Raw genomic sequence first — 13,551 nt, forward strand, 5'->3', positions numbered from 1 at the left:
TTTAGGTGGTTTATTAAACAATAGACCAAATGTAGAAGAAGCATCTAAGGAGATTCTAAACGGTTTCTTAAGATTGACTTAAAATTGAACAGTAAAAGTTGTTCCCATACCTAAGTCACTTTCTGCGTGAATTTCAGCACTTATAGCATCCGCAGCTTTTTTAGCGATGGAAAGTCCCAAACCATTACCAGAAATATTTTTATGGTTTAGCGCATCTGACCGGAAGAAGTTATTGAATAGGTGCTTTAGATCTTCTTTTTTTATACCTATACCTTCATCTTTAACCGTGCAAATTATTTTAGAACCTGATTGACTAATTGAAATATGAATGGTTGTAACATCTTTAGTATATTTTATGGCATTATTAATAATGTTTTCGAAGATAAGATTACTGAAATATTGAGGTACTAAAGTTTCGTCCTCAATGTCATTTTTGAAATTTATTGAAATTTGTTTAGCAGCTATTTCTTTGTTGTGCCTACTAAGAATTTCATCGATTATCGTAGCCAAAGGCATTGAGGACTCATCGAGTGTTTTTGAGCTTTTGTCTAATCTTGCTAATAGTAAAAGTTGCTCTAAGGTAGCAGTCATTCGGTCTATTTCCGTGAGACTAAACTTAATTTTATCTTCGTATTCCGCGCGTTCTCTTGGCTTACGAATTAATACTTCTAATGTGCCCTTTAAGGTAGCCAAAGGTGTACGCAATTCGTGAGAGGCGTCTGATGTAAATTGGCGTTCCCTTTCAAGAGCACTCTCAATACGTTGCAATAAGTCGTTTATTCCAGAAGATAAATCAAATAATTCATCCTTATTCTGCGGTAATGTAACACGTTCATTTAAGTTGTTACGGGTAATTCTATTGGTTGTATCTGTTACATTTTTAACTGGTATGATACTTCTGCCAGCAATATATTTAGAAATAAAATAAAGGCTCGCCAAAAGCAGCAAATAGACTAATAGCAAAATATTTCTGAGATTCAATAGCACCATTTGCGATGCTTCTAACGACATCGCAGCAACTATAAAACCTTTTATTTTACCATTTTCTTCAATAGGTAACTGAACCTGTCTAATGGGTTTGTTATTAAGACTCTCATTATAGCTTCCACCAAAATTTGCTTTTTCATTGAAATCTAGCTGGTTATCTTTTAGGTTTGGGGATTTGTCCATAAATACCCCATTTTTATCCAAAATCTGAATAAAAACAGGGTTTACTTGAACTTCTCTATGCTCGCGTTCTTCCCACTCTTTTCTGTTTTTTATTTTGATACTGTCACCAACAACTTTTATTTCTTCGGTATGTTTTTCGGCTTCAAAAGAAAGGTCGTTATCTATGTTTTGATATACCACGCCTTTCACTACAAAATAAACAGCTGTAAATGCTACCGCCATTATGATTGCAGTTGCTATCATATAATGTAGCGCTATCCTATTTTTAAAACTCAAATTCATAATTCCTTTGCAATGTAACCAACACTTCTAATTGTTTGGATGTAATTATCTTCTTTTCCTAATTTCAGTTTCTTGCGAAGTGCGTTGATGAATACGTCAATAACACCTGTGTTGTAATCAAAGTGAATATCCCAAACGCTTTCAATAATTCGAGATCTTCTGCACACTAAACCTTTGTTACGCATTAAATATTCTAATAAGGCAAACTCTTTTTGGGTTAACGCTATTTCTTCTTCGGCCTTAAATACTTGGTGAGTAGACGTATTAAGCGTGATTTCACCAAGTTTAAAGATAGAATGTTCGCCAGATTTTGGACGTAATTGTACCTTTATGCGTTCTAGAAGCTCTTCAAAATGAAATGGTTTTTTAATATAATCGTTGGCTCCAGATTGAAGTCCAAAAATAGTTTCGTCTAATGTGTCTTTAGCAGTTAGGAAGATAATAGGGGTTTCTTGAAATTCCTTTCTGAATTGGCGACATATTTCAATACCGTTTATGCCAGGCACCATCCAGTCTAATAATAACAAATGGTACACGCCTGAAAGTGCCATTTCAAGCCCTTTTTTCCCTTCTTCGGCGATGTCCACAGCATAAGATTCTTCCTCCAAACCTTGTTTAAGGAAGTTAAATATACCTGGTTCATCTTCTACAATTAAAATTCTCATGAAGCAAAATTTATGATTTTTAATTAAAGTTAGATTATTTTTCTCTTAAGATTGGCTTAATATTAGTTTTATAACTCTTCTTAATACTGTTTTAATATATGCTCACTAAGTCGTTTTTAAATTTTATTTTTATTGACGTCATCAAACTTTGAGAACTTTGAGAACTTTTTTTGATACTGTCTTGTCATGAAATATAGCTACAGGTTAAAATTGATTTAAGCTGATAATTTATATATCATATTTGGTATAAAGATAGTTGAATAAAATTTAGTCATTGTTTTATTTAATTTTGAGAATACTTCTATACAACCGCTAATAAAGTCAAATTATTCATTTGTTAGAGTTGTATTTACGATTAATAATCCAATTATTAAAATTATGTAATTAACTTTCATTTTTGTGTTTTTATCAAATCTAGGAAAACTTATTTACATGAGCTACCCCAAGCCAAAACCCTAAAAATAAACACATTAAGGATGCTGCATTATTCACATGCTTATAGCCTTAGCGCTTTCATCAATTCTGATAAAGTTAAGAATTGATAGAATCAATTGTTCTTGATTAATTTAAATTGGAAAAACAAAACATATAGACGATTGATAAAAAACTAGAAGAGAAGTTGTAAAGACGGCAAATACAAATAACAAAATATAGCTTTTCTACATTCCATTTAGTTATTTTCACAAACTCATTCGTGTATTCAGAATCTGATATTTTTTTAAAAAATCCTTTTACTATTTTAAGCTGTCAAGTTTTGTGTCCAATTCCAAATTCAGCTTATTAAATTTTTCCTGAATTTCTATTGACATATAATAAGAATGTATTAAAACTTTAATTTCTTGTTCTCCGAATTCTTCATTTGCTTTGCTGTATTTAAGGGATAGAATTTTAAGAAGTTTAGTGGCGTTTTCATCTCCTCGCTTAGATTTTTTAGAAATCTTTTTGTGTAATTCGGAATTCTCGCTAAAATACTTTTGCATTTTTACAAAATCCGATTCCGAATATTTTATTGAATTAATTTTTTGATAAATCTGATTTAATTTCAGACTGTCCGTTTTTTGAGCATATAAAACTCCGCTTGTCAATAAAATAAAAGTTACTATTATATTTCTCATTTTCTTTTTGCGTAAATAACTAAGTGTTTGTGCACGACTAGTTACCTGGTTAAACTACTAATTTAGCAAATAATTCCCGATTAATTTAGTCCGTAAAGACTTTCGTAAGTAGACCTGAAAAAGTAATAAATGATATATGATGTTAGGCATCGTTTTTATTCATTTCTTATTTTGTCTCTATGGGATAATCCCCAATCTCTCATTGTTTCAATTACTTTATCTAATGATTTTCCGTAATCTGTAAGGCTATATTCAACAGTAACAGGCATAGCGTTAAATACTTCTCTGTTTATTAATCCATTTATTTCTAACTCCTTTAATTCCTTGGACAACATTCTTGGGGTTATGCCTTCAATTTGGCGTTCTAATTCTTTAAATCTATGAATTTTAAAAGAAAGAGCTATAATAATTGGTAATCTCCATTTACCCCCAATTATATCGATAACATCTCGAACAGGAAGAATAAATTTTTTACATTCTGTTGGTGTATATACATCCATCTCATTCTTTTTCTTGTCCATTATTACATTTATCTTAATAAGTTGCTATACTTAAGTATACCGATATACTTTAGTATAGTAGTATACTTTGTATAGCAAATTTAGCATAAATTTGTCCATAATAATAAAAGAATATTAAAATGAAAAAAACACTAGTTTTAAGTTACACTCCAAGAGATAATTCTAACACAAAAAAAATGCTTGATTTCTTTATAAAAAACAATAAAGAAAAAACAGAAATAACATTTGTTGATTTAGCAGAAGAAGCTCCAGATTTATTATTAAAAGAAAACTTGAATCTTTATGTAAATAGAAATTTTGGTGGTGTAGAACTTACTGATAAACAACAGAACGTTTTAGCTAAAAATGATAAAATGATGCAACAATTATTGGACACAGATTTTGTTGTTTTAGCCACTCCCATGTACAATTTTTCAGTTCCTGCAACAGTTAAAGCTTGGTTTGATGCTGTTATACAGGCTGGAAAAACTTTTGGATATACAGAAACTGGTATTCAAGGATTCTGTAAAAACACAAAAGCTTTGATATTAATGACAAGTGGAAGTGATTTTGGAATGGAACCTTATAAGAGTGTTAATTTTGCAACGCCTTTTTTAATAACTGCTTTTGATTTTCTTGGGATTCCTGCTCAAGCTATCAATAAGTTTGGTATGATACAGTATGCAGACAAATCTGAACAAATGATAGCGGATGCAAAAGAAGAAATTAAAGAGGTAAGTGATAAATGGTATTAATTTGAATTAACATTAAGTTACAGAAATAGCAATACGTTAATTAAGTGTTTCCCTTTTCAGTCTGTTGTTTTGTTAAAAAGTAATTAATCTCGGGCTCTGAATAGGGAATTACACCTAATGTGTATGATTAGTAGCAGATTTAATTAAGCACTAAGCCCTAATTATTTTTATTCCGTATTGTAAAATGTTTTTATTCAGGCATAAAAATAATAGTACTTTGTTCAATTCCTATCATTGGGTTATATTCTTTTTTTAATTCACTCAATTCGTATTCGTTTAGAGTGCTTACTTCTTTTCCATATTTTTCTAATGATAGATTATTCATAATTACTTTTGTTGCAGAAAATATTTCAAGAAACCTGTCAGTCATTTTTAGAGAACTTACTTTAGTATCCCATTCTAGTAAATACACTATGTTTTTTTTATTCTCACTTTCAAATAAGTTTTTGGTAGCTTTTACAAGATTGATTTTAAGATTATCAGTAGATTTTGTAACAAACTCTTGGTCAATTAAAACTTCATTATTCGCATTTATAATAACTGATATTCTATTTCTAAAATGTGTAAGTGCTCCACAATATTTATAAACGACTAAAGGAAAAGATAATTCTTCTTTATTTTTTGTTATCAGTCCATTTATATAATGACTTGATTCACAAAAATCTTTTTGAATTTGATTTTCAAAATCTTCAATTAAATCAATTCCATTTTTTGAAAAATCTAATTTTACTTCTGACTCAAATTTTGGTTCTAAAAACTTAAATTGTTCCGTAAGACTATTTTTCTTGTCTGATGAACAACTTATGAAAATCAGAATTAATATGATAATTAGTTTTCTCATTGTTTTTCTCAAATGTTTTACAACATTATGAATATCCTTAGTAAATAATAATTAGGGAGTCGCTCCTACTGTTTTTGTTAGCTATTAATAAACTTTTACTTGTTTTTCATCACAGTACTTTGTTACTCAACGTGTTTTATTTAGTAAATATTTTTTTCGGCAGTTATCCAAAACCTAATTTTAGGTGACTATGCTGATTGTTTGAAATGGATTAAGAAAAGATGAACAATGTAATTTATTAAATTAACGACTCATGTCATCCAAGAAACTTTGTGGTGGAACAAAATACAGCGCTCCGGTTTTTGCAGTTACAAAATCTAAGAGTTTATCGTGATGCCCTTTTTCACCTGGCTCTATCATTTGTTTTAGCGATGTTTCAATTACACTTGCAGTCTTCGCAAAACCAATAAACATAGTTCCATGCTCCATTGCATTTCCAAAAGGTCTATTTTGTCTTAGCATTTTAATTTCTACCCCGTCAATCTCTACTTTAGATTTTACGTTGTGAGCATAAGGCTGTTTTTTGTCGTCTGCAATTTCAATGTCATCCATTTTTGTTCTCCCTATCACTCCTTCCTGATATTCGGTAGTTAATGCATCCCATTTTTCTTGTTTGTCAAAATACTGTTGCACAACAAGATAACTCCCTCCAACATAAGGCTCGGAGTCTATAATTACAGCTTTAGCACGCTCAATATTTTTTGGATTTTCTGTTCCATCTACAAAATCAATTAAATCTCTATCATCCAAATACTTATACCCCTGAATATCTTGAATTGCATCTGCTATTGGCTTAAACGTAGAAAGCAGGTATTTTGAAACTTGGTAGTTTAAATCCATTCGCATAGATTTTACCATCAGAAATATATCTCCTGGAGTTGATGGAAAGTGCCTATCTCCTGACCTAAGCTCAATAAATGGATGTAATTCATTTGGTATTGGCGCATGAGGAAATAAAGAAGTCCATCCCTTTAATGAAAACCCAATGGTTACAGTCATTATAGCAGTGGTGTCTTTTTGACCAATAGATTTAGATATTTTTAAAAATTCATCTATTATGGCTGAAACTGTTACTGCCTCATATTTATCCTGTTTTAATTCTAAAGTCAAGTATTCCACAAACGGTGTTGGGTCTGAAAGTAATCCTTCTTGAGTTTTGTGTACTAAATTCATTGTTATTTATTTGAAGTGCTGTCTTTATTATAATTACTCGCAACGTTTATTAGTCTATGAAAAACAGGCGATTACAACGTGTTTTACTCTCGGTCTGAAACCTTTGAATTTACTAGTATTTCGCCTGTTTTTTATATCCCTTTTTATAAAGAGTACAAGTTGAATAATTCTATCCGTTTAATTAAATTTTTAACCTAAAATAGCTTTGGCATTTTTTAAGTTATCCCATATGTGATGCTGACCAAAATACATTTTAGGAGGTTCTATAGACGAGTCAACTAATTTGTTAATGGCCAATATCGCTCCACGAACACTATATTCCGTCGTAAAAACTATCCCATCTGGTATTTCAACAAATTGCCCTAAGAGTGCAAAATTTTGCGAGCCTTTAGGTACAACCGGAGGTCTGTCACCTTCAGTTCTAGGTAAAAATTGAGAAATTCCGTAAGGTAATCTGCAAGGTACACAATAAGATGTTTCAAGAAGTTCATTTTTTTCATCTTCATCTAGATCTCCCCACAAATGTCCTAATAGTTCTTCTAAAATTTCTTTCCCAGTACAGTCGTACATTGGCTTTTTTACAAATTGACCAAGCTTGTCTTCACCTAATGCTGAAACCCAAATCACACAAGTATCTGCCGCTTGACCAGGAAAAAAAGGTTGGCGGTAAGTATGTACGTGCATTATCCATGGAGATTGTGTTAACGGCAAAGGACTTTGTCTTCCCATTTGTCGTTCAACTAACCATTGGAATTTTCTTTCAAAAAGGTTACCTCTAAAAGTGACTGTAAAGTGCATCATTCTAGAAAGTGAAACGTCACGTAAATAGCGGTCTGGTCGACCAAGATCTGCTTGTTTTGCTACTATGTTTTGCCATAACTCATAAGCTTCACCTGGTTTTTCTACAAGTGTTGTAGATACAGGTGCATCATGAGAACCATAAGAGTGATTTGAAACTATTGAGCCTATTGTTAAGAACGCTTTATCTTGCAGTCTAACCTCAATAGAATCTAAGGCCTTCCCTTCCCCATTTTTTAAGTGCAAACGTTCTATCCAACGTTTATCATCACTTTCTTTAAAATCTACATCTGTAATACAAGTATTATAATGTATTTGAACGCCTTTTTTTGTTATGAGTTTAATCGCAGGTAGAATGAACGAATGATAGTTGGTGTAACGTGTACGCTCTAAAGAGGTCATTTTCTCCATATCAGACATACGATGGTAGAATAGTTTCATGTAACGTTTCATTTCTATCGCAGAGTGCCATGGCTGAAAAGCAAAAAGAGCACGCCACATGTACCAGTAATTACTCTTGAAAAAATCTTCACTAAAATAATCAGTGATTTTAGCATCTGCTGGGATCTTAGATTCTGGTATTTCTATCAATCGAGCCATTTGAATAGCTTCAGTAGCACCTAATCCAAGATCATGTCCCGTATCTTTCTCACCATTTGCATGTAATAGTCTAACCACAGTGTCAATACTACATTCTTCTCGGTTACGCTCATAATCATCTAAGCAAGATCCTAGTTCATCATAAGGTATTAATGACCATAGTTCTTTGGTGCAGCCATATACTTTGTCTTCGTACATACGACTGCCTCGCATAATGTATACAGGTTTGCCGTTAATCATTTTAACAGCTGCATCCATTGCCCCTCCAACCAAATCGGTTTCAGGGTTTTTTTCGAAAATGTGAATGTTTTTAGGGTTAAAGCCTACTTTCTGAATTAAATAGACTACAGCTGATAGGGAACCTAATCCTAACCCGTTTAAATAGATCTTAGAATCATTCATTTTTTTTATAAATTTTTTAATTAATAGTTTAATTCATTTAACATTACCAAGTATAAAAACCTCATGCCTTTTAGTAAGCAAACTAAAACTAGCTATAAATGATATATCATGTTTGTGAAAATAAAAAAAAACATAATTCACTCAATTATAATAGCTTAAGGTTTATTATTTTTTATAGCCGTTAATCAGTCTTGAAATTATTTCTTTGTGATTTGTAAATTCAGCTATATATACACCAACGATATGGATTATTAAAAATCCAACCAAGTAACTAATACTCAATACATGTATTGCTTCATCCATGTTAATCGCAAAAAAACAGTGATTAGCAATAAGATAGCTGTTACCCAAAGAATTATTCGATATATTTTAGAATACTGCCTGTCTTCCATAAGCTTTGTTTCTTGTATGGATTTTTAATTCACTTAACGTAAATCTACGACAGCACTTCAATTAAAAATATGACTTTTATCACTTTTGTTTGTTTTTTTATAGAGTTAAAAAACAGCTTTTTATATTTAAATGAATGGTTTCAGTTTGCGAGTTTTCATACGAGTATTTTCTGAATAAAAATCAGATCAGATAAACAAATAAACACCTTTGATTAAGCACCAAACTACAATTATTTTGATACCTGCTAGTAATAGGATTTTTGTTTAATTTAAGTAATCTATAATTTTATCTATAACTTCTTTTGTTCTTAAAATTCGAAAATGTCCAGTACCTTCAATTTCCATAAATTCAGATGCAGACCAATTTTGATGCACATGCTTTGAACGAGAAATAGGTATTACTTTGTCATTAACATCGTGAATTATTAAAGCTTTTTTTACATTTATAGATTTAACAAACTCACTAACATTTAAGTTTTTAACACCATTATTTGTTTCTCTATCCAACCTAGTAATCAGTCGGTTCTTTACTTTATTAGTGATGCCAACCATTTCAGAAACGTCATCTATTCTTTCAATAAACTTATCAGGAGTTGTAATTAATACGTATTTATCAATTTCAATATCTTGATTTTCAAATAAAGCGTAAGTTGTCGCAACCCCTCCAAAAGAATGGCTCACTAAAAGTTTAATGTCAAATTTTTTGATTAAAACACCTACTAATTCAGTGAAATCAAATAAACTTGTACGTCCTTTAGTACTAAAACCGTGTGATGGTGCATCAAATGAATAAATGGTGAATCCATCTATTAAAAGTTTTTCAATTATGTCTGAAAAATTCCCTGCTTGCCCTTCCCAACCGTGAATAAGAAAAACTTTTTTGTCACCACCTTTCCATGTATAAAGTTGTATATCAAAATCTTTAAATTTATATTTTTCTTTTTCCGCTTTTTCTAATGTAACTAATTCGTTATCTCGAAGTTTTCTAACTTGTGGATTTGTTAATTGATTGTAAGCAAATGAGGTTATTTGATTTGGAAATAAATTTGAAGCAATTCTTACTATTTTTTTTTTCATGTGATCAATGTTTGCGCTGCCGTTAAGTAAAGCATTTTTTAATTATCCTTTGAAATTTTTTCTTTAATTAATAGGTAACTAAGAATTATAAAGAGACTTATACCAATTGTTAATAATCCATATTTAAATAATCCTGTAATAAAAAACACAAGAAATCCATGATATCTAAATTCACTAGATTTCTCAACAAGTTTTGGTATAATACTAGAGTTATCTAATGTAAAATAATTAACAATACATAGCAAGCTAATAATATAAAGCATCTCTATTTTTAACGTTCTTTTATTTCGATTTAATATCATCTTCTGTATCAAATTGCCCATCAAAACCTGCCGATATAATTAAAAACCCTTTTCCGTTATTAGTAATTGTAAATTTATAATCTCTATTCCAAGCATCTTTTCCCCAACCTTGTCTTATAGGACTTTTTCCTATTAATTTATTAAGATCTGTTGGGTATTCCCCTAAACTTTTGTGCCAAACACCCATCCTATCACTCATTTGTGTTATTTCTTTTCTTGTTTTATCAGGAAATATTGAAATTGTTTGATAAGTAAAAAATAGTATTGCACATAGGCCTACAATCACAAAAAACGCACCTAACAACAACACGCTTGGTTGCATAACGTATTTCTGAAACGGTCTTTTAATGCCGTCTACTTTTTCCTTTTCACTTATTCGTTTTTGATGTTTATAATCTTCACGAATTAATCCGAAATCAGCTAATGTTGAAAGTACTAATTCTATCATCTAGTTTGGTAATGAATATAATTTTTAGTTGCTTTTTTATAATTTATTTAGGGTACTTCATGACCTTGACTTTCGGATAAAAGTGTAAACCAATCTTCTAATTCTAACTCAATATCCAATGCTTTATTGGCGTTTTTAATGCGCGCTTTATTAGTTGTGCCAATAACAGGAGAAACATTAGCGGGGTGTTTTAAAATCCAACTTAAAAGAATAACATCTTCAGTAACATTATATTTTTTTGTTAATATTTGTAGTACTTTTTTTATTCTTAAAGTTTGCTCGTTTTCTGCTTTAAAAACAGAGCCTAACGGACTCCAAGACATTGGTTGAATGGTGTTTTGTAACATTTGATCTAAACTGCCATTTTGCATTGCACGATGTTGTGTTAGTGAAAACTCAATTTGATTTACTGAAACTTTAATTTTATCAGAAATCAAATCTACTTGCGATGGTGTGAAATTAGAGACTCCAAACTCAATAATCTTTCCGCTTTCTTGCAAATAAGTAATGGCTTCAGCTATTTCATTGGGTTGCATTAACGGACTTGGTCTGTGTAATAAAAAAGTATCTAAATAATCTGTTTTTAAATTTTTTAAAGAGGTTTCTACACTCCAAATAATATAATCTTTAGTATAATTATAATGTTTTATTTTAGGGTTTCTAGTTCCACCTTTAAGTTGAATTCCGCATTTTGAAATTAACTGAATGTCTTCTCTATGAATACCACTTGCAGCAAATGCTTTTCCAAAATCTCGCTCACTTGTATAATCACCATAAATATCTGCGTGATCAAAAGTTGTATTGCCGTTTTCTGTACAATACTTAATCATTTCGGTTTGTGCTTTGGTAGATAATTGCTTTCCCCAATTTCCCCAGGTCATGCAGCCAATAATTATTTTTGATGTGTTAGGCATATTTGGTTTTGTATTTTCGTCTCTTTATCAACTATATTGAGATTCTTTTTTTGTTGTATTAATTTTGAAGGAATTACAGCCTCTAGTTTATCAACAAACAGATAAGTAATAATTATATTTTCTCTATTGTTCCGAAGTATTTCAGCATAAAAATATGCATCCTCAAAAAACCATCTAAATCTTTTATCATAAATATGGGCATAAATTAACACGTTTGTGGTCGAGAATTTTCTGCAAGACAATTAAACATTATAAACACGCAAACTTATTTAAGTAAGAGCTAAAACAATATTTTTCATGTGCATTCTTCCATATAGCTTTTAATATTCCGGACAGTAATTAATTGGAGCATTATGCCCCTCCTCTATTCCTATTTTATCGGTATCATATCTAAAACAGCTTAAATAGTTTCCGCCTTCAAACCCTATACTCCAGTCTTTAAACAAGCCATATGATGCTCCAATTCCTTCATAAAAGTATTGGTCATTGCTTAACTTATACCTTGTAAGATATTTACTACCAATTTCTATTGAATCAATTTCAGTAACAGTTGCTGCATTTGCATTCCATCTATAATTTAAAATATCTCCTAGATTAATATTATAATCGGCATATAACGTTTCTGTATTTTGATTGCGCATTATGTAATAAACCATATCAGAATCTTGTCGCATGGCACTAATATATTTTAAATCATTAAATGTTGATACAAATTGATTTGAGCCTCCTGAAATAGGTTGACTAAAAATTGAATCTAGTTGTTTATAATACATTTTTTTATATTCTAATCCATTAATAAGAGTATCGCCTTCATAATAATATAACAAGTGTCTTTTTGTGGTTTCAATAGTTGCTGCAACTCCATTTATCCATTCTGAATGGCCATTTTGATACCATTTATTTAATTCGGAAACCATTTTTACAGGTTCATTTTCAATAATTTGATTGGCGGATTGGGTAATATTATCACTACTACAACTCATTAGAGAAATAGTTAGACATAATGACATAATTTTTTTCATAATTTAAGTTTTTATTTATGTTAGCGCATTAAAAATGCACGCCCAATATGTTTGTGTATGGATAGTTACGTGTTTAAACACCTAAGTTAGTAAATAAAAACAGAATAGAAAATTAGTGAGGATTTGTAATTAGTTTAAGATTAGCAATAAACAAGAGACGCTGTTCTGTGTTTGATGTTTTCTACGTTTAACACATCTCAAGGATATCCTTTAAAAATTGATTGTGAAGGTCAATAACATATTTACTTTTTACATTTTTACATGTTAAACAGAATGAAGTGTCATCACAATCATTTTTTGCGTATTAAATATTATAGTGGGAGTTCTTTATAAATAACTCTTATCGTTATTTTTTCATCTATTTAATAACACACAACAGCTAATATACCAAAGTGTTTAACCGTGTATGGTTTCACTTTTCCCGTAACTTTTAATTAATTCGCCTTCAAAAGCGACTAGTTCTTGCCAACGTTTATCAACATCAATTCCTTTTCCGTATTGTCTTGCAAAGGTGATGAATGTGGTGTAATGTCCTGCTTCACTAATCATTAAATCATAATAGAATTTAGATAACTCTGGATCATTAATACGTTGCGATAATAACTTAAAGCGTTCGCAACTTCGTGCTTCTATCATTGCTGAAAACAACAAACGGTCCACAAAACTTTGTTGTCTGTTTCCTCCTTTATTCATAAACTTATAAAGTTGGTTTACATAATGATCTTTACGCTCGCGGCCTAAAGTATAGCCTCGTTTTTTAATGATATCGTGTACCATTTGAAAATGCTCTAACTCTTCTTTGGCTAATTCTAATAAAGCAGTAACCAGTTCCTCATGCTCACTGTTATTAGTAATGATAGTAATGGCGTTTGTAGCTGCTTTTTGTTCACACCAAGCATGATCGGTAAGTATTTCTTCAATATTACTTTCTACAATGGTAACCCAGCGAGGATCGGTTTCTAGTTTTAGGTGAAGCATGCTCATGGTTTACTGTTTTTTTTTGTAAAGATAATTATAATAGACTTAATTGTAATTACAACAGTGTTTTTAATCGTAGCATTGTGATGAATGGTATACTAATACAAAGTGATCTTA

General features: G+C 30.8%; 13 protein-coding genes. 1 reads left to right on the forward strand and 12 read right to left on the reverse strand.

What is annotated here, in order from left to right:
• Positions 1–78 precede the first annotated feature (78 nt).
• The 4 genes from ACU4C5_RS13530 to ACU4C5_RS13545 all read right to left on the reverse strand — a co-directional run bounded on the left by ACU4C5_RS13530 (position 79) and on the right by ACU4C5_RS13545 (position 3,753).
• Positions 79–1,413, reverse strand: coding sequence for a sensor histidine kinase (locus ACU4C5_RS13530; RefSeq protein WP_446844743.1), 1,335 nt, complete (start codon positions 1,411–1,413; stop codon positions 79–81).
• 35 nt (positions 1,414–1,448) lie between these two features.
• A complete protein-coding gene (locus ACU4C5_RS13535) occupies positions 1,449–2,117 on the reverse strand; it encodes a response regulator transcription factor (protein ID WP_446844744.1) in 669 nt (222 codons plus the stop codon).
• 734 nt (positions 2,118–2,851) lie between these two features.
• Positions 2,852–3,232 carry a hypothetical protein gene (locus tag ACU4C5_RS13540; RefSeq protein WP_446844745.1) on the reverse strand — a complete coding sequence of 127 codons (381 nt, stop codon included), beginning with the start codon at positions 3,230–3,232 and terminating at the stop codon, positions 2,852–2,854.
• A 155-nt stretch (positions 3,233–3,387) separates the two neighbouring features.
• Entirely contained in the window at positions 3,388–3,753 is a 366-nt protein-coding gene (locus ACU4C5_RS13545) for a winged helix-turn-helix transcriptional regulator (RefSeq protein WP_446844746.1), read from the reverse strand.
• 119 nt (positions 3,754–3,872) lie between these two features.
• Here ACU4C5_RS13545 and ACU4C5_RS13550 point away from each other — a divergent pair, with 119 nt between their 5' ends.
• Positions 3,873–4,487: an FMN-dependent NADH-azoreductase gene (locus ACU4C5_RS13550; protein ID WP_446844747.1), complete on the forward strand. Its 615-nt coding sequence runs from the start codon at positions 3,873–3,875 to the stop codon at positions 4,485–4,487.
• 190 nt (positions 4,488–4,677) lie between these two features.
• Here ACU4C5_RS13550 and ACU4C5_RS13555 read toward each other — a convergent pair whose 3' ends face one another.
• The 8 genes from ACU4C5_RS13555 to ACU4C5_RS13590 all read right to left on the reverse strand — a co-directional run bounded on the left by ACU4C5_RS13555 (position 4,678) and on the right by ACU4C5_RS13590 (position 13,434).
• A complete protein-coding gene (locus ACU4C5_RS13555; protein ID WP_446844748.1) occupies positions 4,678–5,328 on the reverse strand; it encodes a hypothetical protein in 651 nt (216 codons plus the stop codon).
• Positions 5,329–5,571: 243 nt separating this feature from the next.
• Entirely contained in the window at positions 5,572–6,501 is a 930-nt protein-coding gene (locus ACU4C5_RS13560; protein ID WP_446844749.1) for a Dyp-type peroxidase, read from the reverse strand.
• Positions 6,502–6,690: 189 nt separating this feature from the next.
• Entirely contained in the window at positions 6,691–8,301 is a 1,611-nt protein-coding gene (locus tag ACU4C5_RS13565; protein ID WP_446844750.1) for an oleate hydratase, read from the reverse strand.
• 656 nt (positions 8,302–8,957) lie between these two features.
• Positions 8,958–9,770: an alpha/beta fold hydrolase gene (locus ACU4C5_RS13570; protein WP_446844751.1), complete on the reverse strand. Its 813-nt coding sequence runs from the start codon at positions 9,768–9,770 to the stop codon at positions 8,958–8,960.
• Between the two features lie 282 nt (positions 9,771–10,052).
• Positions 10,053–10,520 carry a type II secretion system protein GspG gene (locus tag ACU4C5_RS13575; RefSeq protein ID WP_446844752.1) on the reverse strand — a complete coding sequence of 156 codons (468 nt, stop codon included), beginning with the start codon at positions 10,518–10,520 and terminating at the stop codon, positions 10,053–10,055.
• A 47-nt stretch (positions 10,521–10,567) separates the two neighbouring features.
• Positions 10,568–11,434: an aldo/keto reductase gene (locus ACU4C5_RS13580; RefSeq protein ID WP_446844753.1), complete on the reverse strand. Its 867-nt coding sequence runs from the start codon at positions 11,432–11,434 to the stop codon at positions 10,568–10,570.
• A 320-nt stretch (positions 11,435–11,754) separates the two neighbouring features.
• Positions 11,755–12,456, reverse strand: a complete 702-nt coding sequence (locus tag ACU4C5_RS13585; RefSeq protein WP_446844754.1) for a hypothetical protein — start codon at positions 12,454–12,456, stop codon at positions 11,755–11,757.
• A gap of 396 nt (positions 12,457–12,852) precedes the next feature.
• Positions 12,853–13,434 carry a MiaE family protein gene (locus tag ACU4C5_RS13590; protein ID WP_446846458.1) on the reverse strand — a complete coding sequence of 194 codons (582 nt, stop codon included), beginning with the start codon at positions 13,432–13,434 and terminating at the stop codon, positions 12,853–12,855.
• Positions 13,435–13,551 lie beyond the last annotated feature (117 nt).

This window comes from Lacinutrix undariae (assembly GCF_052934785.1).

What these genes read in the sequence shown, in the direction of transcription:
- ACU4C5_RS13560 (WP_446844749.1), bottom strand. Translation starts at nt 6,501, where the DNA reads ATGAATTTAGTACACAAAACTCAAGAAGGATTACTTTCAGACCCAACA.
- ACU4C5_RS13530 (WP_446844743.1), bottom strand. Translation starts at nt 1,413, where the DNA reads ATGATAGCAACTGCAATCATAATGGCGGTAGCATTTACAGCTGTTTAT.
- ACU4C5_RS13590 (WP_446846458.1), bottom strand. Translation starts at nt 13,434, where the DNA reads ATGCTTCACCTAAAACTAGAAACCGATCCTCGCTGGGTTACCATTGTA.
- ACU4C5_RS13555 (WP_446844748.1), bottom strand. Translation starts at nt 5,328, where the DNA reads ATGAGAAAACTAATTATCATATTAATTCTGATTTTCATAAGTTGTTCA.
- ACU4C5_RS13540 (WP_446844745.1), bottom strand. Translation starts at nt 3,232, where the DNA reads ATGAGAAATATAATAGTAACTTTTATTTTATTGACAAGCGGAGTTTTA.
- ACU4C5_RS13550 (WP_446844747.1), top strand. Translation starts at nt 3,873, where the DNA reads ATGAAAAAAACACTAGTTTTAAGTTACACTCCAAGAGATAATTCTAAC.
- ACU4C5_RS13585 (WP_446844754.1), bottom strand. Translation starts at nt 12,456, where the DNA reads ATGAAAAAAATTATGTCATTATGTCTAACTATTTCTCTAATGAGTTGT.
- ACU4C5_RS13565 (WP_446844750.1), bottom strand. Translation starts at nt 8,301, where the DNA reads ATGAATGATTCTAAGATCTATTTAAACGGGTTAGGATTAGGTTCCCTA.
- ACU4C5_RS13545 (WP_446844746.1), bottom strand. Translation starts at nt 3,753, where the DNA reads ATGGACAAGAAAAAGAATGAGATGGATGTATATACACCAACAGAATGT.
- ACU4C5_RS13535 (WP_446844744.1), bottom strand. Translation starts at nt 2,117, where the DNA reads ATGAGAATTTTAATTGTAGAAGATGAACCAGGTATATTTAACTTCCTT.
- ACU4C5_RS13580 (WP_446844753.1), bottom strand. Translation starts at nt 11,434, where the DNA reads ATGCCTAACACATCAAAAATAATTATTGGCTGCATGACCTGGGGAAAT.
- ACU4C5_RS13575 (WP_446844752.1), bottom strand. Translation starts at nt 10,520, where the DNA reads ATGATAGAATTAGTACTTTCAACATTAGCTGATTTCGGATTAATTCGT.
- ACU4C5_RS13570 (WP_446844751.1), bottom strand. Translation starts at nt 9,770, where the DNA reads ATGAAAAAAAAAATAGTAAGAATTGCTTCAAATTTATTTCCAAATCAA.